Annotated in this window: 18 protein-coding genes and 1 riboswitch; of the genes, 11 read left to right on the top strand and 7 right to left on the bottom strand. The window is 52.2% G+C overall.

From position 1 onward, the window contains the following. Positions 1 to 19 precede the first annotated feature (19 nt). Positions 20 to 116, bottom strand: a riboswitch (TPP riboswitch). 151 nt (positions 117 to 267) lie between these two features. The 4 genes from P9J57_RS07445 to P9J57_RS07430 all read left to right on the top strand — a co-directional run bounded on the left by P9J57_RS07445 (position 268) and on the right by P9J57_RS07430 (position 3,446). Then, positions 268 to 1,338, top strand: coding sequence for a lysozyme inhibitor LprI family protein (locus P9J57_RS07445; RefSeq protein ID WP_483279441.1), 1,071 nt, complete (start codon positions 268 to 270; stop codon positions 1,336 to 1,338). 6 nt (positions 1,339 to 1,344) lie between these two features. Then, positions 1,345 to 1,884: a hypothetical protein gene (locus P9J57_RS07440; RefSeq protein WP_014594098.1), complete on the top strand. Its 540-nt coding sequence runs from the start codon at positions 1,345 to 1,347 to the stop codon at positions 1,882 to 1,884. A 312-nt stretch (positions 1,885 to 2,196) separates the two neighbouring features. After that, positions 2,197 to 2,394, top strand: coding sequence for a hypothetical protein (locus tag P9J57_RS07435; protein WP_014605434.1), 198 nt, complete (start codon positions 2,197 to 2,199; stop codon positions 2,392 to 2,394). Positions 2,395 to 2,486: 92 nt separating this feature from the next. Then, the gene (locus P9J57_RS07430) at positions 2,487 to 3,446 is read left to right on the top strand and encodes an AEC family transporter (protein ID WP_014605433.1); all 960 of its coding nucleotides are present in this window, start codon (positions 2,487 to 2,489) and stop codon (positions 3,444 to 3,446) included. 47 nt (positions 3,447 to 3,493) lie between these two features. Here the strand turns inward: P9J57_RS07430 and ahpF are convergent, their stop codons facing one another. Both ahpF and ahpC read right to left on the bottom strand, forming a co-directional pair. Next, on the bottom strand, positions 3,494 to 5,062 hold the full coding sequence (ahpF, locus tag P9J57_RS07425; RefSeq protein ID WP_042676823.1) for an alkyl hydroperoxide reductase subunit F: 1,569 nt from the start codon (positions 5,060 to 5,062) through the stop codon (positions 3,494 to 3,496). Positions 5,063 to 5,133: 71 nt separating this feature from the next. After that, positions 5,134 to 5,697 (bottom strand): alkyl hydroperoxide reductase subunit C, encoded by a 564-nt coding sequence (gene ahpC / locus P9J57_RS07420; RefSeq protein ID WP_013026408.1) that lies wholly within the window; start codon positions 5,695 to 5,697, stop codon positions 5,134 to 5,136. A 322-nt stretch (positions 5,698 to 6,019) separates the two neighbouring features. Between ahpC and P9J57_RS07415 the strand changes: the two genes are divergently transcribed. Beyond that, positions 6,020 to 6,487, top strand: coding sequence for a GNAT family N-acetyltransferase (locus P9J57_RS07415; protein WP_014594101.1), 468 nt, complete (start codon positions 6,020 to 6,022; stop codon positions 6,485 to 6,487). Here the strand turns inward: P9J57_RS07415 and apbC are convergent. Then, a complete protein-coding gene (apbC, locus tag P9J57_RS07410; RefSeq protein ID WP_174261447.1) occupies positions 6,484 to 7,596 on the bottom strand; it encodes an iron-sulfur cluster carrier protein ApbC in 1,113 nt (370 codons plus the stop codon). The genes P9J57_RS07415 and apbC overlap by 4 nt on opposite strands. A 176-nt stretch (positions 7,597 to 7,772) precedes the next feature. Between apbC and metG the strand changes: the two genes are divergently transcribed. From metG to sanA, 6 genes are all read left to right on the top strand, one after another. After that, positions 7,773 to 9,806 (top strand): methionine--tRNA ligase, encoded by a 2,034-nt coding sequence (metG, locus tag P9J57_RS07405; protein ID WP_483279440.1) that lies wholly within the window; start codon positions 7,773 to 7,775, stop codon positions 9,804 to 9,806. Between the two features lie 119 nt (positions 9,807 to 9,925). Further along, a complete protein-coding gene (locus P9J57_RS07400) occupies positions 9,926 to 10,318 on the top strand; it encodes a CidA/LrgA family protein (RefSeq protein ID WP_015699913.1) in 393 nt (130 codons plus the stop codon). Then, on the top strand, positions 10,311 to 11,003 hold the full coding sequence (locus tag P9J57_RS07395) for a CidB/LrgB family autolysis modulator (protein ID WP_014594105.1): 693 nt from the start codon (positions 10,311 to 10,313) through the stop codon (positions 11,001 to 11,003). The genes P9J57_RS07400 and P9J57_RS07395 overlap by 8 nt, the downstream gene beginning before the upstream one ends. Before the next feature lie 119 nt (positions 11,004 to 11,122). Further along, a complete protein-coding gene (cdd, locus tag P9J57_RS07390) occupies positions 11,123 to 12,013 on the top strand; it encodes a cytidine deaminase (RefSeq protein ID WP_014594106.1) in 891 nt (296 codons plus the stop codon). Between the two features lie 168 nt (positions 12,014 to 12,181). Beyond that, complete coding sequence (locus P9J57_RS07385; RefSeq protein WP_014594107.1) at positions 12,182 to 13,879, top strand: NAD-dependent malic enzyme; 1,698 nt, start codon at positions 12,182 to 12,184, stop codon at positions 13,877 to 13,879. Between the two features lie 133 nt (positions 13,880 to 14,012). Next, positions 14,013 to 14,732, top strand: a complete 720-nt coding sequence (gene sanA / locus P9J57_RS07380) for an outer membrane permeability protein SanA (protein ID WP_014594108.1) — start codon at positions 14,013 to 14,015, stop codon at positions 14,730 to 14,732. A gap of 263 nt (positions 14,733 to 14,995) precedes the next feature. Here the strand turns inward: sanA and mglC are convergent, their stop codons facing one another. The 4 genes from mglC to galS all read right to left on the bottom strand — a co-directional run bounded on the left by mglC (position 14,996) and on the right by galS (position 19,973). Beyond that, positions 14,996 to 16,006 (bottom strand): galactose/methyl galactoside ABC transporter permease MglC, encoded by a 1,011-nt coding sequence (mglC, locus tag P9J57_RS07375; RefSeq protein ID WP_013026418.1) that lies wholly within the window; start codon positions 16,004 to 16,006, stop codon positions 14,996 to 14,998. Between the two features lie 19 nt (positions 16,007 to 16,025). After that, the gene (gene mglA, locus P9J57_RS07370; RefSeq protein WP_029570284.1) at positions 16,026 to 17,546 is read right to left on the bottom strand and encodes a galactose/methyl galactoside ABC transporter ATP-binding protein MglA; all 1,521 of its coding nucleotides are present in this window, start codon (positions 17,544 to 17,546) and stop codon (positions 16,026 to 16,028) included. Between the two features lie 70 nt (positions 17,547 to 17,616). Further along, positions 17,617 to 18,612 (bottom strand): galactose/glucose ABC transporter substrate-binding protein MglB, encoded by a 996-nt coding sequence (gene mglB / locus P9J57_RS07365; protein WP_013026420.1) that lies wholly within the window; start codon positions 18,610 to 18,612, stop codon positions 17,617 to 17,619. A gap of 320 nt (positions 18,613 to 18,932) precedes the next feature. Continuing rightward, entirely contained in the window at positions 18,933 to 19,973 is a 1,041-nt protein-coding gene (gene galS, locus P9J57_RS07360; protein ID WP_013026421.1) for an HTH-type transcriptional regulator GalS, read from the bottom strand. Positions 19,974 to 20,096 lie beyond the last annotated feature (123 nt).

The following is a 20,096-nucleotide window of genomic DNA, read 5'->3' as shown; positions in this document are numbered from 1 at the left end:
GCGGACAAGAAGGCGAATGCGGTCAGGCATCAGACTTCCCTACGCTGGCATTATCCAGATCAGGTAATACGGGTTTTTCTCAGCCTTCACAAAGAAGGGCACCCCGAGTCGTCAGGTAAATTCACTTTACCCGTCATCAGCATAAGGTTGAGCCACTGGCAAAGCAACCTTGCCCGCATCAAATCAGATCGTTTAATCCGGGTTTATATTCAACACGCCTTCTTGGGCTTATTCTTGAGATAACAATTATTTACTCAGAGTATCCTGATGAAAACTGGCTTCAGCCTGGTCGCATATTTTATAAAACTGGCGTTACTCATGTCAGGATTGATGCTGGCATTTCAGGCGAGTGCCGCCCCCAGTTTTTCATGTGCGCATCCCAGCGCAATCGAAAAGGTGATTTGTCAGAGCCAGACGTTATCGGCAAAAGATCGGTTAATGGCGCATTTTTTTGATCTCGCGAAAAAAAACGCCACGGCCGGACCTTCGGGGCTCATTACCGCACAACGGCAATGGTTAAAAAACCTGACTAAAATGTGTCTCACTGACCCTCAAGAAAAACGCATTGAAGGATACTACGATCAACGGCTTTTTGAACTCGCTGTCATGGTTCTTTATACCCATCATGGCGAAGCCATTAAGCAAATTCGTAAAATAAATCCCGAGTTAGTGAACATATACGAAGCGATTTATCAGTTTACTTCTCTTCCAGCAGGTTCAACCAGGCATAATAAGGTCACCGAACTCATTCGACCCGCTTTCGAAGTAACAGATAACCACATATTCGAAGATAAAATTCCTGATGCAGAAAGCGCAGCAGAAAATACCAACAACTTCGGCATGTTTCTCTGGCTCATTGCCGAAAATAATCCAGAATCACTTATTATCCCCTGCGAGGCATTTTTACGGCATCCACAAAATATCGTCTGGCTGGAACCGCTGGCCGGTGGTGCAATTGACAGCCGAACCCCCATCAGTGACTGCGAACAAACTCAGCCCACACTGCCGTTGTTTAAGCAATTTATTCATCTGGCGGAAGATGCCACCCCTGTTAGCACAGGGACCATTCGTTTTACAATTTATGCCATTACGCGGGCGGAAATTTCAGCCACGTTAAGTCACAGCATGAAGTTTTTAAAGTCCATCCAATACGGAAAAAATAGCTTATCTGACGACGCACAGCAGTTTATCAAGCAGCATACTGAAGGCTACCAGAATAGCCTTATTGAGCTGGCACACTACTACCAACATGCGTTTAACATGCCGGCGGATACGGCGAATAGCGAAGCCAGACGTTCAATCACGATCCTGCTAAATAACATTACCGATGATGAGTAATAAAAAATGTTAAAAGACGATGAAGCGCCATCTAATATCAAAGGCTTAATTAGCTTACCGCTGATTGTGATTATTGCACTTCTGATGATTATGGCTTATACATCTGTGTCTTCTGGTACATTTATCTTTTCTTTAATAGGGGGCACTTTAATATTAATAAGTTGGGCAATGTGGTTAATATGCGAACTTGTTGCATCTATTTGGGAACGCCGTTGGAAAGATGTCGCGAAAGTTATTTCCCTGCCATTCATTTTCGCTGGCTTAGTGTTCCTTTCTGTCACAGAGTTTAACTATATCAAGTTATTTTTGATTTACCCTAGTTATTATCCCCTTTTTGATATTGCACAATACTACACTCATCAGCCAGTCATCATAAAATGGGATGAGTTTAATGAGGGATTTACCGATCTCGTCTATGCACCTGAAGGTCAGTGGCAAGCCGAGTGCATTTTTGACCGCTGTTCAAAAAAACGTGATCCCGAGCTTAGTATCGTGACCCAACCGTTTATCGGCCACTTCTATCTTCAGGATACGTTGTGGCGTTAACGCCTGTTCAACTGATCAGGGTCGTCATCACCTTATGGTTTCTCTCTGCAAAGCTTTGCGTTGATATGAAAAATTCTCTGCAACCTTTTGCATGATCTGGATCAACTCCCTTCCCTACAAAAAAAGGCTTAATGCTGCGGGCTAAAAATTCTCAAGTAATAGCAGTAGAGTTATTAACACTATTAAGTAATATTTTTCACCATTATTACATCGCCCGGAAGTTAACAAGCCTGCCTACAACATCGCAACAATAAATATTCAAATAATATAGTTAAAAATTACCAGAACACTTCATCCTTTACAGGAAGCATGATGCGATTCTTAGCGCTTATTCCTCATCGTCACCGATGGACCGACATTAGCATCACCCGTCAGGGTGCGGTTTCTCCTTCTGGCCGATATTATTATTCCACCTATCTTTCTGCCCGCTGCCAACGTTGCGATACGGTTATCCATCGGGTTTATTACCGCGATATCAGTGATGATCAGGCGCGTCGCTGGCTGGGATGATCTGGCTGACCGCGCACCCTGTTTTGCCAGGTTACGTGGTTGAAGCAATTTGATAGTCTTGCGGTTACTGAGTCACTGGATTGCTTACACTTATGCCATTCCTGCTGGATACACTAGGACACCAGATCTACCTTTCCGCCCCGCTATTTATCCTGATTTTTCTGGGATTCTGCCTTATCCGGTTTGGCAGATGGCCCGTTACCGTCAGCGAAGGCATGAACCGTTTTGTGTTCAATGTCGCCCTGCCCTGCATGCTGTTTCGCATCATGAGTGATTTTTATAACAGTCCACCGGTCGATGTACGCCTGCTGCTGGCGTTTTTTGGCAGTTGCCTGTTGGTCTTCATTGTGGGACGGATTGTCGCATCGCGCCTGTTTCAGTTGGATGGCGTAGCCGGATCGGTTTTTGCCCTGGGCGGCGTGTTCTCAAACAACGTGATGCTGGGGATTCCGGTTGCTACCGTCCTGCTTGGTCAAGCGGCACTCCCCTCCGTCGCGCTGGTGCTGGTGTTTAACAGCCTGATTCTCTGGACCTTGCTGACGGTATCGGTGGAGTGGTCCAAACAGGGCAGTTTCTCACTGGGAGGCTTTAAACGAACCTTGATCAGCGTGCTGAAAAACCCATTAATCATCGGTATTTTGTCCGGCACGACCTGGAGTCTGCTACAGCGGCCGCTTCCCGTTATTGCCGCTGAACCCTTACGCATGCTGGCCTCGATTGCCGCGCCTCTGTCCCTGATTACCCTTGGCATGAGCCTGGCGCACTACCGGATTCGGGAAGGCTTAAAAGAGAGTTACACCATCTGTGCGTTGAAACTGATTCTGCAACCGCTGTGCGTCTGGGCTATTGCCTGGCTGACCGGGTTACCCGCGCTGGAAAGCAAAGTGGTGGTGCTGCTGGGATCCATGGCGGTGGGCGTGAACGTCTATCTGATGTCGCAGAAATTTAATGTGATAACCGGACCGACGGCCGCGAGCATGCTGTTTTCCACGCTTTTTGCTGCCATTACTACACCGTTATGGATGATGCTGATGACGCTGGCCGGATATTAAAAAGCCCCGCAACACAGGTTACAGGGCTTTCGTCTTACGCGTAAAACTTAGTGCGCAGGCTGGGTGCGAATCAGGTAATCAAACGCGCTCAGTGAGGCTTTTGCTCCTTCACCGCTGGCGATGATGATCTGCTTATAAGGAACGGTGGTGCAGTCCCCTGCGGCGAAAACGCCTTTCAGGCTGGTTTCGCATTTCGCATCGATCATGATTTCGCCCATCTTGTTGCGCTCAACCGCGCCTTCCAGCCAGTTGGTGTTAGGCAGCAGACCGATCTGCACGAAAATGCCCGACAGCGCCAGCTCATGAGTAGTCTGGTTAGTGCGATCCAGATATTGCAGGCCCGTCACCTTACTGCCATCGCCTTTCACTTCCGTGGTTTGTGCATTCAGAATCACATCCACGTTTTTCAGGCTGCGCAGTTTGTCCTGCAGCACTTTATCTGCACGCATTTCACTGGCGAACTCCAGCAGCGTCACGTGTTCAACAATGCCCGCCAGATCGATTGCGGCTTCTACGCCGGAGTTACCGCCGCCAATGACCGCCGTGCGTTTGCCTTTAAACAGCGGGCCGTCGCAGTGTGGGCAGTACGTCACGCCTTTGGTGCGATATTGCTCTTCGCCAGGCACGCCCATGTTGCGCCAGCGCGCACCGGTGGCAAGAATGATACTGCGCGATTTCAGCACCGCGCCGGAGGCCGTTTCAATAGCGTGCAGGCCGCCTTTCACCGCTGAGGGAATCAGTTTAATCGCGCTCTGGCTGTCAATGATGTCAACGTTGTAATCATCCACGTGAGCGCGCAGGGCACCGGCCAGTTTGGCCCCTTCCGTTTTCTGTACGGAAATGTAGTTTTCAATATCGACTGTATCCAACACCTGTCCACCAAAGCGCTCGCCCAGTAACGCGGTGCGAATCCCTTTACGTGCGGAGTAGATAGCCGCGGCGGCGCCCGCCGGACCGCTGCCCACGATCAGAACCTCGTAAGCCTCACGCTTGTTCAGCTCTTCTGCGGCACGCTTATCTGCATTGGTGTCGACTTTGCTGACAATCTCCGCCAGGCTCATGCGGCCCTGACCGAATTCTTTGCCATTCAGATAGACAGCGGGCACGCCCATCACATTGCGTTCCTGAATTTCATTCTGGAACAGGCCACCGTCAATGGCGGTGTGACTGATGCGTGGGTTTAACACCGCCATCAGGTTTAATGCCTGCACCACATCCGGACAGTTGTGGCACGACAGTGAATAATAGGTTTCGAAATGGAAATCCCCATCCAGCGCCGCAATCTGGTCGAGCAGGCTTTGCGCTTCTTTAGAGGGATGCCCACCGGTCTGTAGCAGTGCCAGTACCAGTGAGGTAAATTCATGACCCAGCGGCGAACCGGCAAAACGCGGCCCCTGATCAGCGCCTGGGTTAGTAATTAAAAACGAGGGCTTACGCACCTGACGATCGTTCTCTTCACGAAAGCTGACCTTGTCAGACAGGCTCGCGATATCGACCAACAAATTGCGAATCTCCATTGATTTCGCGCCATCATCCAGCGTCGCAATCAACTCCACAGGCTTGGTGAGTTTCTCAAGATAGGCTTTGAGCTGTGTTTTTAAATTGGTATCAAGCATAGTGAGTTCCTGGTCAAAAAATCGGGTGCCGCAGCACCCGATGAGAGAATGATCGACGTATCGATGCGAAATTAGATTTTGCCAACCAGGTCCAGAGACGGTGCCAGAGTGGCATCACCTTCTTTCCATTTCGCCGGGCACACTTCGCCTGGGTGAGACGCCACATACTGTGCCGCTTTCACTTTGCGCAGCAGATCAGAGGCGTCACGGCCGATACCTTCAGCAGTGATTTCTACTGCCTGGATCACGCCCTGTGGATCAACGATAAACGTACCACGATCCGCCAGACCTTCGTCTTCGCGCATGATGTCGAAGTTGCGGGTCAGCGCGCCAGTTGGGTCACCAATCATCGCATATTTGATTTTCGCGATGGTGTCGGAAGAACCGTGCCAGGCTTTGTGGGTAAAGTGGGTATCGGTAGACACGGAATAGATGTCCACGCCCATTTTCTGGAACTCTTCGTAGTGATCCGCTACGTCGCCCAGTTCGGTTGGGCAAACGAAAGTGAAGTCAGCAGGATAGAAGAAGAAAACACTCCATTTACCTTCAACGTCTTTCTCGGTTACATCAATGAATTCGCCGTTTTTGAATGCGCTGTTTTTGAACGGCTTAATTTTGGTATTGATAATGGACATGTGATGGCCTCCTTTAGAATATGTGATGCAGATTACAAATTTTTCGGGCCAACATCTAATAAGCCCTCGTTATCAATAAAATAAACGAAAGCTATCAAACGCCGATCGTCTTGATCTTTCAGGGAAAAAACCGACTTTACGGCGGCAACGCTCGCTGCGAAATCACGTTTTACTTGCTTATGCGTGAAATCCAGCGCCTGAAATTCACCACCCGTTCCTGTCTCCCCAAAAGGCACCGCCCAGCAGTGTACAGTGAAAGAGATGACATTTGTTCTGCTTTTGCTTTTTTGGCAATCCCTGCCATGTTTGTTAAAAAGGATTAATGGAGCGCGATGTGCATATTCGACTGTTTACTGAGGCCGACCGCCCTTTTTTGCGAACCTTGTATCTGGCGGCGCGCCGCCATAACTGGGACTGGATTGAAAACGAGGACTGGCAGCTTGAAGATTTCGATCAGATCATCCCCGGCGAGACGGTTCTGGTTGCAGAACTGGACGGTCATCGGGTGGGGTTTGCCGGGCTGATGGAAAACGATAATTTTCTGCACAGCCTGTATGTCGATCCGGCTTATCAGGGCCGTGGCGTGGGCAGCGCGCTGCTTAATGAGGTTCAGGGGCGCTTCACCTCGACGGGCGCGCTAAAGTGCCTGGAAATGAACAAAGCCGCACAAACATTTTATTTGCAGCGCGGCTGGAAAATCATTTCGCAGGGTGAGAGCGAACAGGGGAATTATGTGCTGATGCACTATCCTCAGCCATCGCTCTACACCAGCGAGGCCAGCGGGCGTTAAAGCGCGCGAAACGCGATATCGCCCGGAATCACCTCGCCCTGCCAGTAGAGCTGAGCCGCCACCCGGCCGGCAAGCTGGCGATAAAGTGCCGCGAACTCGCTGTGTGGACGACGGATCACAGTGGGTTCGCCATCGTCGAGGTCTTCACGCAGGTGAATATGCAACGGTAGCTGCGCCAGCAGCCGGGTACCATAGTCATCCACCAGCCGTTGCGCGCCGCCTGTGCCGAAGATTGGCTCGTGATGGCCGCACTCGCTGCAAATATGAATACTCATATTTTCCACAACGCCCAGTACCGGCACGTTCACCTTCTCAAACATCACCATCCCCTTACGCGCGTCGATAAGCGCAATATCCTGCGGCGTGGTGACCACCAGCGCGCCGGTGACCGGTACGCTTTGCGCCAGCGTAAGCTGAATGTCGCCGGTGCCCGGGGGCATATCCAGCACCAGATAATCCAGCTCTGGCCACTGGGTTTCGGTAAGCAGCTGCATGAGCGCTTTACTGGCCATCGGGCCGCGCCAGACCATCGCATTATCATCTGTTACCAGATAACCGATGGAGTTGGTTGCCAGCCCGTGCGACATAACAGGGGCCATATGCTTACCGTCTGGCGACGTTGGCCGCTCTTTTTCACACCCCAGCATGTTGGGCACGGACGGGCCATAAATGTCGGCGTCCAGAATGCCTACGCGTGCCCCTTCTGCGATTAACGCCAGGGCCAGATTAACTGCCGTGCTCGATTTACCCACGCCGCCTTTGCCAGAGCTGACGGCAATAATGTTCTTCACGCCGTTAACGCCGGGATGATTTTTAACCCGCTTCAGGGTGGCGATATCATGACTGAGACGCCAGTCGATAGCCTGCGCGCCACTGAGGCGCAGCAGCTCAGCACTGGTTTCTGCTTTCACCTCTTCAAACGCCCCGTTCCAGGCGAACGGCATCAGCAGTTCAATGTGCAGCGTGCCGTCCAACAGGGCCACGTGGTGTAACGCCTTGAGAGCAATGAGGTTGCGTTGAAGCGTCGGATGTTCAAAGCCGTTCAGTACGCCGGCCACAACGGCGCGTAAGGCTTCTGGTGTTTGCGGTTCCCGGGATTGCGCTGTCATCCCCACTCCTTTTTCTGCTAGGCCTGCGCTGTGTTTCAGCGATGTACTAACAATACTATCAGATGCCGATCGTTTCGCGGGCTGTCGCGCACGGGAAATCCCTTATGTTTACGCGGCTGTGCCCATCGGTTACCATCTAAGCCCGTTTTTTTACTTAACTGAAAGCTACGCAAACTATGACTCAAGTCGCTAAAAAAATTCTGGTAACCTGCGCCCTGCCTTACGCAAACGGCTCAATTCATCTCGGCCACATGCTCGAGCATATCCAGGCGGACATTTGGGTGCGTTATCAGCGAATGCGTGGCAATCAGGTTTATTTCATCTGCGCCGATGACGCTCACGGTACGCCGATCATGCTGAAAGCCCAGCAGCTGGGTATTGCGCCGGAGCAGATGATTGCTGAAATGAAGCAGGAGCATGAAACAGATTTCGCCGGTTTCAACATCAGCTATGACAATTACCATTCCACGCATGGCGATGAGAACCGTGAGCTCGCCGGGGTGATTTACGGCCGCCTGAAAGAGAACGGTTTCATTAAAAACCGGACCATCTCTCAGCTGTACGATCCGGAAAAAGGCATGTTCCTGCCTGACCGTTTTGTTAAGGGAACCTGCCCAAAATGTAAGTCACCTGACCAGTACGGCGATAACTGCGAAGTGTGCAGCGCGACCTACAGCCCGACTGAACTGATCGATCCGAAATCTGTGGTGTCGGGTGCAACACCCGTGCTGCGTGATTCCGAGCATTTCTTCTTCGATCTCCCCTCGTTCAGTGAGATGTTGCGTGCCTGGACCCGTTCTGGCGCACTGCAGGAGCAGGTCGCGAACAAAATGCAGGAGTGGTTCGAATCCGGTCTGCAACAGTGGGATATCTCGCGCGATGCGCCGTATTTTGGCTTCGAAATCCCTGGCGCGCCGGGCAAATATTTCTACGTCTGGCTGGATGCGCCTATCGGCTACATGGGATCCTTTAAGAACCTGTGTGACAAACGTGGCGATATTAACTTTGACGAATTCTGGCAGCAGGATTCCACCACGGAACTGTATCACTTCATCGGTAAAGACATTGTCTACTTCCACAGCCTGTTCTGGCCGGCCATGCTGGAAGGCAGCGGTTTCCGCAAGCCGACTAACCTGTTCGTGCACGGCTACGTCACCGTCAACGGTGCAAAAATGTCGAAGTCGCGTGGAACCTTTATCAAAGCCAGCACCTGGTTACAGCACCTGGATGCCGACAGCCTGCGCTACTACTATGCGGCCAAGCTCTCTTCACGCATTGATGACATCGACCTGAATCTGGAAGATTTTGTTCAGCGCGTTAACGCCGATATCGTTAACAAAGTCGTCAATCTGGCCTCACGTAATGCCGGTTTTATCACCAAACGCTTTGACGGCAAGCTGTCAGCTGAGCTGGCCGATCCGGCGCTGTATCAAACCTTCCTGGACGCATCTGAGAAGATTGGTGAGGCCTGGGCCAGCCGTGAATTTGGCCGTGCCATTCGTGAAATCATGGCGCTGGCCGATCTGGCTAACCGCTATGTGGATGAGCAGGCGCCGTGGGTGGTGGCGAAGCAGGAAGGCCGCGATGCAGACCTGCAGGCCATTTGCTCGATGGGCATTAACCTGTTCCGGGTGCTGATGACCTGGCTGAAACCGGTCATGCCGTCGCTGAGCGCGCGCGCCGAAGCGTTCCTGAACACTGAGCTGCACTGGGATGCCATTCAGCAACCGCTGCTGAACCATCAGGTTGCGCCGTTCAAGGCCCTGTATGGCCGAATCGAAATGGCGAAGGTCGACGGCCTGATTGAGGCGTCAAAAGCGGATGCGGCAGACGCCAATAAACCCGCGGCGACCGGCCCGCTGGCCGATGCGCCGATTGGCGATACCATTACCATTGATGATTTTGCCAAAGTCGATATGCGCGTGGCGCTGATTGAGAAAGCGGAATTCGTCGAAGGCTCGGACAAGCTGCTGCGTCTTGAACTGGATCTGGGCGGCGAGAAGCGCCAGATTTTCTCCGGTATTCGTGCGGCCTATCCCGATCCGGCGGTACTGGTTGGCAAAATGACCATTATCGTGGCTAACCTTGCGCCGCGTAAAATGCGGTTTGGCGTGTCAGAAGGCATGGTGCTGTCTGCCGGTCCCGGCGGCAAAGATCTGTTTGTCCTGTCCGTAGACAGCGGCGCGGTGCCCGGCATGCCGGTGAAATAGTCCGTTGGCCATCCTCTGCAGTTTACCGCCGGGGATGGCGGCTTCAGCCACACCGCTGATTGCTGGCGGGCCTGACCGTTAGTGCGTATGATAAACCCCGTTAAAAACAGGAGCCTGTCATGCACACCGTGCTAACGATGAGTTGGCGTTATCTGCGCGCTTTTATCATTATCTATCTTTGCTTATATGCCGGAAACGGCGTGGCCCTGCTGCTGCCCATCACCCTGCCCGGCAGCATTATTGGCATGCTGATTCTGTTTGCGCTGCTTGCATCGCAAATCCTGCCCGTGCGTTGGGTCAAACCGGGTTGCCATCTGATTATTCGCTATATGGCGCTGCTGTTTGTGCCCATCAGCGTTGGCGTCATGAATTACACCGATATTCTTACCGCGCAGTTCGGTCCTGTTGTGGTCTCCTGTCTTGTCAGTACCTTCGCTGTCCTGGCCATTGTAGGGGTAAGCGCGCATAAGCTGCATTCGCGCCCCGTGATCAAAGGGGGCAACGATGAGTGATATCTGGTGGTCATTGCCCCTCACTGTCGGGGCTTTTTTGCTGGCGCGCAAGCTGGCGGCAACGCTGAAAATTCCCTTGCTGAACCCGCTTCTGGTCTCCATGGCGGTGATTATTCCCCTTCTGCTGTTACTGCACATGCCTTATGCCCGCTACTTCGCAGGCAGCGAGATACTGAATCAACTGTTGCAGCCCGCCGTCGTGGCCCTGGCACTGCCGCTGTATGAGCAGATGCATCAAATTCGCGCCCGCTGGAAATCCATTATTGGCGTCTGCGTGATCGGCAGCCTGACGGCGATGATTTCAGGCACCGCCATCGCGCTGTGGATGGGCGCCACACCAGAAATCGCCGCCACGATTTTGCCGAAATCGGTTACCACGCCGATCGCCATGGCGGTTTCAGCCTCACTGCACGGCATTCCCGCCATCAGCGCAATTTGTGTCCTGATTGCGGGCGTGCTGGGCGCCGTGTTTGGTCATATGTTGCTTAATCTGCTGGGAGTGAAAAGCAAAGCCGCACGCGGGCTGGCGATTGGCAATGCCTCGCATGCGTTGGGAACGGCCAGGGCAGCGGAACTTGATTTTCAGGAAGGTGCCTTCAGCTCGCTGGCGCTGGTGATCTGCGGCATCATCACGTCGTTGCTCGCCCCCTTTATTTTCCCGCTGCTGCTGCACTGGTTTGGCTAAAACTTTGGGAGAGATCTCGCAAAGTTGAAAACTGTAAGACATGTTGCATTGTCAGAGAGACAGAGATCACATATAAACCGATGTCTGGCACATTGCCCTGATGATTGAATGAGGCTTCCATGCATCCACGTTTCCACTCTGCCTTTGAAGTACTTCCAGCCACTCTGCAAACCGCGCTGCGTCCGGTGCTGAGCGAGCCGGGATTTGACGCGATGCTGCAGGCCGATCAGGTCACCTTGTTGCAAGAGCAAACTCAACTGGATGCCGATGCGCTGGCGCTGGCGCTTCTGCCGGTTGCCGCTGCCTGCGCGGTTGCCACGCTTTCACATTTTAACGTCGGCGCTATCGCGCGCGGCGTCAGCGGCAACTGGTATTTCGGCGCCAATATGGAATTTGCCGGCGCGACCATGCAGCAAACCGTTCATGCTGAACAGAGCGCGGTCACCCATGCCTGGCTGCGCGGTGAATCCCGTCTGGAGACCATTACAGTCAATTACACCCCCTGCGGTCACTGTCGCCAGTTTATGAATGAACTTAACAGCGGCACAGATATTCGCATTAGCCTGCCGCAGCGCGCGGTGCATACGTTGGCGCACTATCTGCCTGACGCATTCGGCCCAGGCGATCTGAATATCACCGAACGCCTGATGGATGATGTGGACCAGGGTTATGTTGCAACGGGCGATGCGCTGTCTCAGGCCGCCGTTAAGGCGGCTAATCGCAGCCATGCGCCTTACAGTCGGGCGTTCAGCGGAGTGGCGTTACAGACCGCCTCCGGCCGGATTTTCAGCGGACGCTATGCAGAAAACGCCGCCTTCAATCCCAGCCTGCCCCCTTTGCAGGCCGCGCTGATTCTACTGAATATGGCGGGGGAATCTTGCCACGATATTCAGGCCGCCGCATTAGCCCAGACGCCGCAGCCAGCCCTGGATCAGTTCTCTGCAACTCAGGCCACCCTGCACGCCCTGGGTTGCGATAACCTGACGCACCTTACGCTGGCAAAAGCGTAAGGTGAGGCACGGTTTTAAACAGTTTCTAAATCTTTTATTTACAAAAGCTGTACATCGGCCAGAAATTTCATAGGATCTGGCGCCAGGTCTTCGTCATCACAATAAAACTGGCGTCACCCTACTCTTTGATTATTGCGCCAGGAAAACTTGCAACCGGAGCATGACTGCATGGAACTCGAATACGAAAGTAAACGCCCGCTATACATTCCTTATGCTGGCCCTATATTGCTGGAATTTCCGCTGCTGAATAAAGGCAGTGCCTTCAGCATCGAAGAGCGCAATGAATTTAACCTTAATGGCTTACTGCCAGAAGCGGTAGAATCCATCGAAGAGCAGGCAAAACGCGCATGGCGTCAGTTTCAGGACTTCAAAAACAACAACGATAAACATGTCTACCTGCGCAACATTCAGGATACCAACGAAACGCTGTTTTATCGTCTGCTGGACAACCATCTCGAAGAGATGATGCCAATTATCTACACGCCAACCGTCGGTGCCGCCTGCGAACACTTCTCAGAAATTTACCGCCGCGCGCGTGGCGTGTTCATCTCCTATCCCAACCGTGCGCACATCGAAGACATGCTGCAAAACGCCACCAAACAAAATGTGAAAGTGATTGTGGTCACTGACGGTGAGCGCATCCTTGGCCTGGGCGATCAGGGCATCGGCGGCATGGGCATTCCAATCGGTAAGCTGTCACTGTACACCGCCTGTGGCGGCATCAGCCCGGCTTATACCCTGCCGGTGGTGCTGGATGTGGGCACCAATAACCAGCAGCTGCTTAACGATCCGCTGTACATGGGCTGGCGCCATCCCCGTATCACGGGCGAAGAATATGACGAGTTTGTAAACGAGTTTATTCAGGCCGTGAAACGCCGCTGGCCAAAAGTGCTGTTGCAGTTCGAAGATTTTGCACAGAAAAACGCCATGCCGCTGCTGGAGCGCTATCGTGACGAAGTGTGCTGCTTCAATGATGACATTCAGGGTACCGCTGCGGTCACCGTTGGCACCCTGATTGCCGCGAGCCGTGCAGCAGGCAGCCGCCTGTGCGAGCAGAAGGTTGTCTTCCTGGGCGCGGGTTCAGCCGGTTGTGGTATTGCCGAACAGATCATCGCACAGATGAAATCGGAAGGTCTGAGCGACGACGAAGCCCGTCGTCGCGTCATGATGGTGGATCGCTTTGGTTTGCTGACCGACAAACTGCCTAACCTGCTCGATTTCCAGAGCAAGCTGGTGCAGAAAAGCGACAACCTGAAAGACTGGGATACCTCAAATGATGCGATCTCACTGCTGGACGTGGTGCGTAACGCACAGCCAGACATCTTAATCGGTGTGTCAGGTCAGCCTGGGCTGTTCACAGAAGAGATCATCCGTGAGATGCACAAGCACTGCAAACGTCCAATCGTGATGCCGCTTTCTAACCCAACGTCTCGCGTTGAGGCCACGCCGGCAGACATTATTGCCTGGACCGATGGTGCCGCCCTGGTCGCTACCGGTAGTCCGTTCTCACCGGTTTCGTGGAACGGTAAGACCTACCCGATCGCGCAGTGTAATAACTCCTACATCTTCCCTGGCATTGGCCTGGGCGTGATTGCGTCTGGCGCATCGCGTGTCACCGATACCATGCTGATGACGGCCAGCCGTGCTCTTGCGGATTGTTCACCGCTGGTGAACGATGGTGAAGGCCCGGTTCTGCCTGAAATTAAAGATATTCAGGGCGTGTCGAAGATTATCGCGATGGAAGTGGGCAAAGCTGCCCAGCTCGCGGGCGTCGCGGTGGTGACTTCAGAAGACGTGCTCTCACAGTCTATCGCCAATAATTTCTGGCTGCCTCAATACCGCCACTACCGCCGTACCTCTATCTAAAAACACGGCGCTGGATCCCTGCGGATCCAGCGCTGCTTAAATTTACACCAGCCAGACGGGGTAAACTTGCTTAGCGGGTGACGCTCAAGTAGCCTTGTCCCACCCAAACTTCGGATCTCGAGTGCTCAGGCGCATGTTGAAACGCGTTTTCATTGCTCTGCTTTTCATCATCTTAACGATGGTGGCGACGGCGCTCGGCCTGGACCGCTGGATCAGCTGGAAAACGGCACCCTATATCTATGACAACCTTGCTTCCCTGCCCCACCGTCAGGTCGGGGTGGTACTGGGCACGGCCAAATATTATCGCACCGGCGTAATTAACCAGTATTACCTGTACCGCATGCAGGGCGCGCTTAACGCCTATAACAGTGGAAAGGTGAACTATCTGCTGCTGAGCGGGGACAATGCGCAGCAAAGTTACAACGAACCCATGACTATGCGGCGCGATCTCATCAAAGGTGGCGTCGATCCTGCTGATATTGTGCTGGACTATGCGGGCTTCCGTACGCTGGATTCTATCGTCCGTACGCGTAAGGTATTCGATACCAACGACTTTATTATCATTACCCAACGTTTTCACTGCGAACGGGCGCTGTTTATTGCCCTGCACCTGGGGATTCAGGCGCAGTGCTATGCGGTTCCGTCTCCTAAAAATATGCTCAGCGTACGAATGCGTGAAGTCGGTGCGCGGCTGGGTGCGCTGGCCGATCTGTTTTTACTGAAGCGCGAACCGCGTTTCCTTGGCCCGCTGGTGCCGATCCCGGCTGTACATGAAGTTCCTGAAGATGCACAGAGCTATCCTGCCGTGACGCCAGAACAGCTACTGGAACTGGAACAGAAACGCCGTCAGTAATTCACCCCGTTTACCCGCGTTTTAGTAACAGATGAGCCCGGAATGGCTTATGGCTCCCCCACCTTACCTGCCTGATGCTGCTGTCAGAAATGAAACGGGAAGGCTGCGGCGACGTCCGCCAGCCAATTCAGGGTTGCGCACCCGTGATGTTGCGCCGGTGCCATGAAAGAAACAGCGCCCCGACGATGAGCGCCCCCCACAACACCGCGTAAAAGGGCGCAAAAAAAGCGGCCCTGAGGCCGCTTGCATCATTACCACTGCTGTTATTTTTTACGCGAGTACTTCAACGAGTCGAGCGCCACAGCAAAGATAATGATGCCGCCCTTGATGATGTACTGCCAGTAAGGGTTGATACCGATATAGGTCAAACCGTAGTTGATGACGGTGAAGATCAGCACCCCGGTCACCACACCGGCCACCGTACCGACACCACCGGCAAAGGACACGCCACCGACTACGCAGGCTGCGATAGCATCCAGTTCATACATGAAACCGAGGTTATTCGTGGCTGAGCCGATACGACCCGCTTCCAGCATACCGCCGAAGGCATAAAACACGCCTGACAAGGCATAAATCAGGATCAGGTTCAGGTTAACGTTCACACCTGACACTTTTGCCGCTTCCGGGTTACCCCCGATAGCAAAAATGTTTTTACCAAAGCGCGTTTTGTTCCACAGAATCCAGACAAACACGACAGCAATCGCTGCATAGAAGGTGATGTAAGACAGTTTGAAATCACCGAAACGAAGGAAGCCTTGTGTGAAAGTTGAGAAGCCATCATAGAAGCCCGCAATCGGTGAGGCCCCAACGAAGTCGTAATACAGTGAGTTAATGCCATAAACGATGATCATGGTACCCAACGTAGTGATAAAAGGCGTCACTTTCAGATAGGCAATAATGACACCATTCACCAGACCAATAACGGCACCAATCACACAAACAATCAGGATAACGACCGGAATCGGCACGGTTTCCAGATGCGGAAACACTTTGTTGACGTTATCCATGGATTGCAGCAATGAGGCGGCCACAATGGCGGCCAGCCCCACCTGACGCCCGGCAGACAGGTCAGTACCCTGGGTCACAATCAGCCCCGCCACGCCCAGCGCGATAATAATACGCACCGAAGACTGGGTCAGAATGTTACTCAGGTTCATTAAACTTAAAAATGTCGGATCCTGGAAAATAATAACAGCCAGTAGTACCAGCAGTACGACATAAATGCCGCCCTCTTTCAGCCAGGTTAGCGCATTCTTTTTTGTAGTCGCTTTCATGTTAACAGCCCTTACTTCATTAAAGGTGTAATGACGCTAAACGCAATATTTCGTTCTGCGTGGTCGTTTTCGTATCAACAATGCCGGCGACCAGACCGTTACTCATTACCAGAATACGATCGGTGATGCCCAGCAGCTCTGGCATTTCGGAAGAGATAATAATGATGCCCTTTTCCTTCTTCGCCAGCTCAGCCATCAGCTGATAAATTTCGAATTTGGCCCCCACATCAATACCGCGCGTGGGTTCATCAAGCATTAAGATTTCAGGCTGAGTCAGCAACCAGCGACCAATAATGACCTTCTGTTGGTTACCACCAGAAAGTGAACCAATTTGCGTATGATGCCCTGGCGTTTTTACCCGCATAGCGTCGATAACCCATTGGGTATCGCTTTTCATGCGTTTATTATCCAGCAGACCAATACTGTTCTTATATTTTTTGATATTGGATATCAGGGAATTAAATCCAATATCCAGAAAAGCGTAAATACCGGTAGAACGACGCTCTTCAGTTACCAGCGCAAAACCATGGTTAATGGCTTCATTGGCGGTATGATTGTTAATCGTTTTACCATGCAGTTTAATTGTGCCGCCCGATTTTTCGCGAATGCCAAACAGCGTTTCAACGATATCGGTACGTTTTGCACCCACTAACCCGGCAATGCCGAGTATCTCCCCTTTACGTAAATCAAAAGAAATATCGCGAATTGAGGGCTGACGCAGCGAGGTCAGATTGCGCACCTCCAGAATGGTTTCACCCGGAACATTGGTGCGATCCGGGAAGCGCTGACTGAGAGAACGCCCAACCATCATGGAGATGATCTTATCCATATCCAGCCCTTCAAGCGGCTGAGTCACAATCCACTGGCCATCACGCAGGATGGTAATTTCATCGCACAGCTGGAAAATTTCTTCCATTTTATGCGAGATATAAACAATTCCACAGCCGCGATCTTTGAGCTTACGAATAATCGTGAACAGATGATTAACTTCTTTTTCGGTTAACGAAGAAGTCGGTTCATCCATGATCACGATTTTGGCGTCATAGGAAAATGCTTTGGCAATCTCAATCATCTGCATTTGCGAGACGGAGAGATGGGCGACTTTATCACGCGGATCGATATTAATATCCAGCTCGTCGAAAATCGCTTTGGTATCACGGTACATTTTGTCCTGATCGACAAAAAAGCCTTTGCGTGGATAACGCCCAAGCCACATGTTGTCCATCACGGTACGCTGTAATACCAGGTTTAATTCCTGGTGCACCATCGACACGCCGTTTTCCAGCGCTTCTTTGGAGCTTTTGTAATCTATTTCCTGCCCTTGAAAAAGAATGCTGCCTGTATCTTTTTTATAGATACCAAATAAACACTTTAACAATGTCGATTTACCAGCGCCGTTTTCACCCATTAGTGCATGAACGGAGTGAGGCCGCACTTTTAAATTAACGTTGTCGAGAGCTTTCACGCCGGGAAATGATTTACTGACGTTGGTCATTTCCAGCAGATATTCGCGCTGCGCGGTCGTATTATCACTGGCCATAATTTACCTGGCTACAAAACGGTGATGACATAAAAAAGGCGCAGCAGCTGCCGCGCCCGTCTGCAAAGAGTTATTTCTGGAACTGAGACAGGTTTTCCTGATCAACCGGTACATAAGGTACGCGTACGATCTTATCAACCATCTTGAAGTTGGTGCCTGCCGTCGCCGGTTTGCCATCTGCAAGGTTCTTGGCCATGTCGATGGTGGCTTTCGCCTGGTTTTCCGCGTCATTCAGCACGGTACCGGCCATTGCGCCTGACTTAACCAGCGCCAGTGCTTCAGGTAACGCATCCACACCGAAGACCGGGATGGAAGACATGTTGTGTGCTTTCAGCGCTTCTACGGCACCCATTGCCATGGCATCGTTGTTGGCGATAACCACTTCGATTTTCTTGGCGTTAGGACCTGACAGCCAGGCGTCCATCTTATCTTTCGCCTGAGCGGTATCCCACATTGCCGTATCCATCGCTAACTGCTGGGTTTTAACACCGTCTTTGTTCAGCGTATCGATAACGTATTTGGTACGCGCTTCCGCATCCGGATGACCCGGCTCGCCTTTCAGCAGAACGAACTGAATCACACCATCTTTATTCAGGTCCCAGGCCGGGGTTGCTTTCCAGTGCTTCTCAATCAGTTTGCCCTGAATCACACCCGACTCTTTTGAGTCAGTACCCACGTAGTAAGCTTTGTCATAGCTGGCCAGCACTTTCGCGTTTGGCTCTTTGTTGAAGAACACCACGGGAATGTCGTTAGCACGGGCTTTCTGGACAACCACCGCGGCCGCGGCCGGATCGACCAGGTTAATTGCCAGCGCTTTCACGCCTTTTGCCATCAGCACGTCAATTTGATCGTTCTGTTTAGACTGGTCGTTCTGCGAGTCATTCATCAGCAGCTGAATACCGCCCAGCGTCTTGGCTTCTTTCTCGATATCTTTACGTACCATCGACATGAAGTTGTCGTCGTATTTGTAAATGGTTACGCCGATACGCGTGTCAGCGGCATGCGCCGTTGCACCAAACATCATGCTGGCAACCAGTGCTGTGAGCGTGAAAACCTTCTTATTCATGGTATCTCCGGTTTTTTTGCAGGGTCTTTTTTTGTTCTGCCGCGCAGATGGCGTTAGAACATCAGGTAGAATTATTCGGCGAGGCAGGATGCGCTCTCTATCAGGCTGAGCCACTGCTGTGCCATGCAAAACTCAACTTCCGTGACTTCCGTGTAGGCTACTGCATCCATAGTGCGTGTCATGAACCATGTAAACCGGCGACCAGGCCGGTGCCCTCAACAGGAGAGTGGCGTTACATAATGTTTCAGTACTGTAAGACGCTGCCATCATAGTGATAGCAATGTTAATTAACTGTGAATACAATCACAGATTGAAAACGGTTACATCGTGGAATCGCCTGAATTAGTGACGGACTCCACAATTTGCTTTTGCGCTACGGAATGGCGGCGTACCAGCGTCGGCATAAAGATGTGTTTTGCACTGCTGTCGATACAGCCCGCGGCCCCCTGAAGCGCCAGTTCGGTGGCAAGTTTTGCCATTGAAACAATGGGATAGCGAACGGTGGTCAGTTGCGGATCGGTGTATCGGGAAATCGGAATATCGTCGAAGCCCACTACGGAAAAATGCTGAGGGACCTGAATTCCGTTGTCTTTAAGGGCCGTAAGCGCGCCTGCCGCCATGCTGTCGTTATAGGCGAATATGGCGCTCAAATTGAGATTACGCCCCAGCAGTTCTACCATTGCGGCTTCGCCGCCCTGCATGTCGGGTTCGGCGCTGGCTATCCAGCTTTCCTGCGGACGAATCCCCTGCTCTGCCAGGGCCTGCAGCCAGCCTTCACGCCGCTGTGTAACGTCTTCAATGGGATGACTGGAACACAAATAGCCAATGCGGCAATGCCCCTGTTGCAGCAGCATTCTTGAGGCCATCAATGCGCCCGTTACATTATCAAGGCTGACACAGCGATGCTCGAAACCCGGCACGCTACGGTTAATCACCACCATACCGGGCACCTGGCTCATAAAATCGGCCAGTTCGGCGTCTGAAAGCGTTTTCGCGTGCACCACCAGCGCATTGCAGCGTTGGCGTATCAACACTTCAATGGCGTGGCGTTCTTTTTCTTCATGGTGCCAGGAGTTACTGATCAGAACATGCTTGTGCACGCGCTGTGCCACGGTATCGACCGCCTTCACCAGCGCGCCGAAAAAGGGGTCGGAAACATCCATAACCACCACCCCGATGGTATCACTCACCTGGGTAGCCAGCGCCTGAGCGTTGGCGTTTGGGCGATAGCCCAGAGCGTCAACCGCCTGTAACACGACGTCACGTGTTTCAGCGGTGACCGCGCTGCTGTTATTTAGTACGCGCGAAACGGTGGCCACTGACACACCGGCCTGACGCGCAACATCACGAATCGTTATCATGCAGCACTTCCAGAGAGATAAGGCATTACGCCAGTTACAACACCGGCGCTATTTTGTCAGGGAAGATCGCCACACAGCGTGAATTACGTCACATCAATGAAAACGGTTACATACAATTCTGTA

Source organism: Pantoea sp. nfd-35 (assembly GCF_056892255.1).
Note: the sequence above shows the minus strand (reverse complement) of the source record. Positions and strands in the feature narration are given on the sequence as shown.

Coding starts and splice junctions, on each gene's coding strand:
- P9J57_RS07445 (WP_483279441.1), top strand. CDS start 268: ATGAAAACTGGCTTCAGCCTGGTCGCATATTTTATAAAACTGGCGTTA.
- P9J57_RS07440 (WP_014594098.1), top strand. CDS start 1,345: ATGTTAAAAGACGATGAAGCGCCATCTAATATCAAAGGCTTAATTAGC.
- P9J57_RS07435 (WP_014605434.1), top strand. CDS start 2,197: ATGCGATTCTTAGCGCTTATTCCTCATCGTCACCGATGGACCGACATT.
- P9J57_RS07430 (WP_014605433.1), top strand. CDS start 2,487: ATGCCATTCCTGCTGGATACACTAGGACACCAGATCTACCTTTCCGCC.
- ahpF (WP_042676823.1), bottom strand. CDS start 5,062: ATGCTTGATACCAATTTAAAAACACAGCTCAAAGCCTATCTTGAGAAA.
- ahpC (WP_013026408.1), bottom strand. CDS start 5,697: ATGTCCATTATCAATACCAAAATTAAGCCGTTCAAAAACAGCGCATTC.
- P9J57_RS07415 (WP_014594101.1), top strand. CDS start 6,020: ATGGAGCGCGATGTGCATATTCGACTGTTTACTGAGGCCGACCGCCCT.
- apbC (WP_174261447.1), bottom strand. CDS start 7,596: ATGACAGCGCAATCCCGGGAACCGCAAACACCAGAAGCCTTACGCGCC.
- metG (WP_483279440.1), top strand. CDS start 7,773: ATGACTCAAGTCGCTAAAAAAATTCTGGTAACCTGCGCCCTGCCTTAC.
- P9J57_RS07400 (WP_015699913.1), top strand. CDS start 9,926: ATGCACACCGTGCTAACGATGAGTTGGCGTTATCTGCGCGCTTTTATC.
- P9J57_RS07395 (WP_014594105.1), top strand. CDS start 10,311: ATGAGTGATATCTGGTGGTCATTGCCCCTCACTGTCGGGGCTTTTTTG.
- cdd (WP_014594106.1), top strand. CDS start 11,123: ATGCATCCACGTTTCCACTCTGCCTTTGAAGTACTTCCAGCCACTCTG.
- P9J57_RS07385 (WP_014594107.1), top strand. CDS start 12,182: ATGGAACTCGAATACGAAAGTAAACGCCCGCTATACATTCCTTATGCT.
- sanA (WP_014594108.1), top strand. CDS start 14,013: ATGTTGAAACGCGTTTTCATTGCTCTGCTTTTCATCATCTTAACGATG.
- mglC (WP_013026418.1), bottom strand. CDS start 16,006: ATGAAAGCGACTACAAAAAAGAATGCGCTAACCTGGCTGAAAGAGGGC.
- mglA (WP_029570284.1), bottom strand. CDS start 17,546: ATGGCCAGTGATAATACGACCGCGCAGCGCGAATATCTGCTGGAAATG.
- mglB (WP_013026420.1), bottom strand. CDS start 18,612: ATGAATAAGAAGGTTTTCACGCTCACAGCACTGGTTGCCAGCATGATG.
- galS (WP_013026421.1), bottom strand. CDS start 19,973: ATGATAACGATTCGTGATGTTGCGCGTCAGGCCGGTGTGTCAGTGGCC.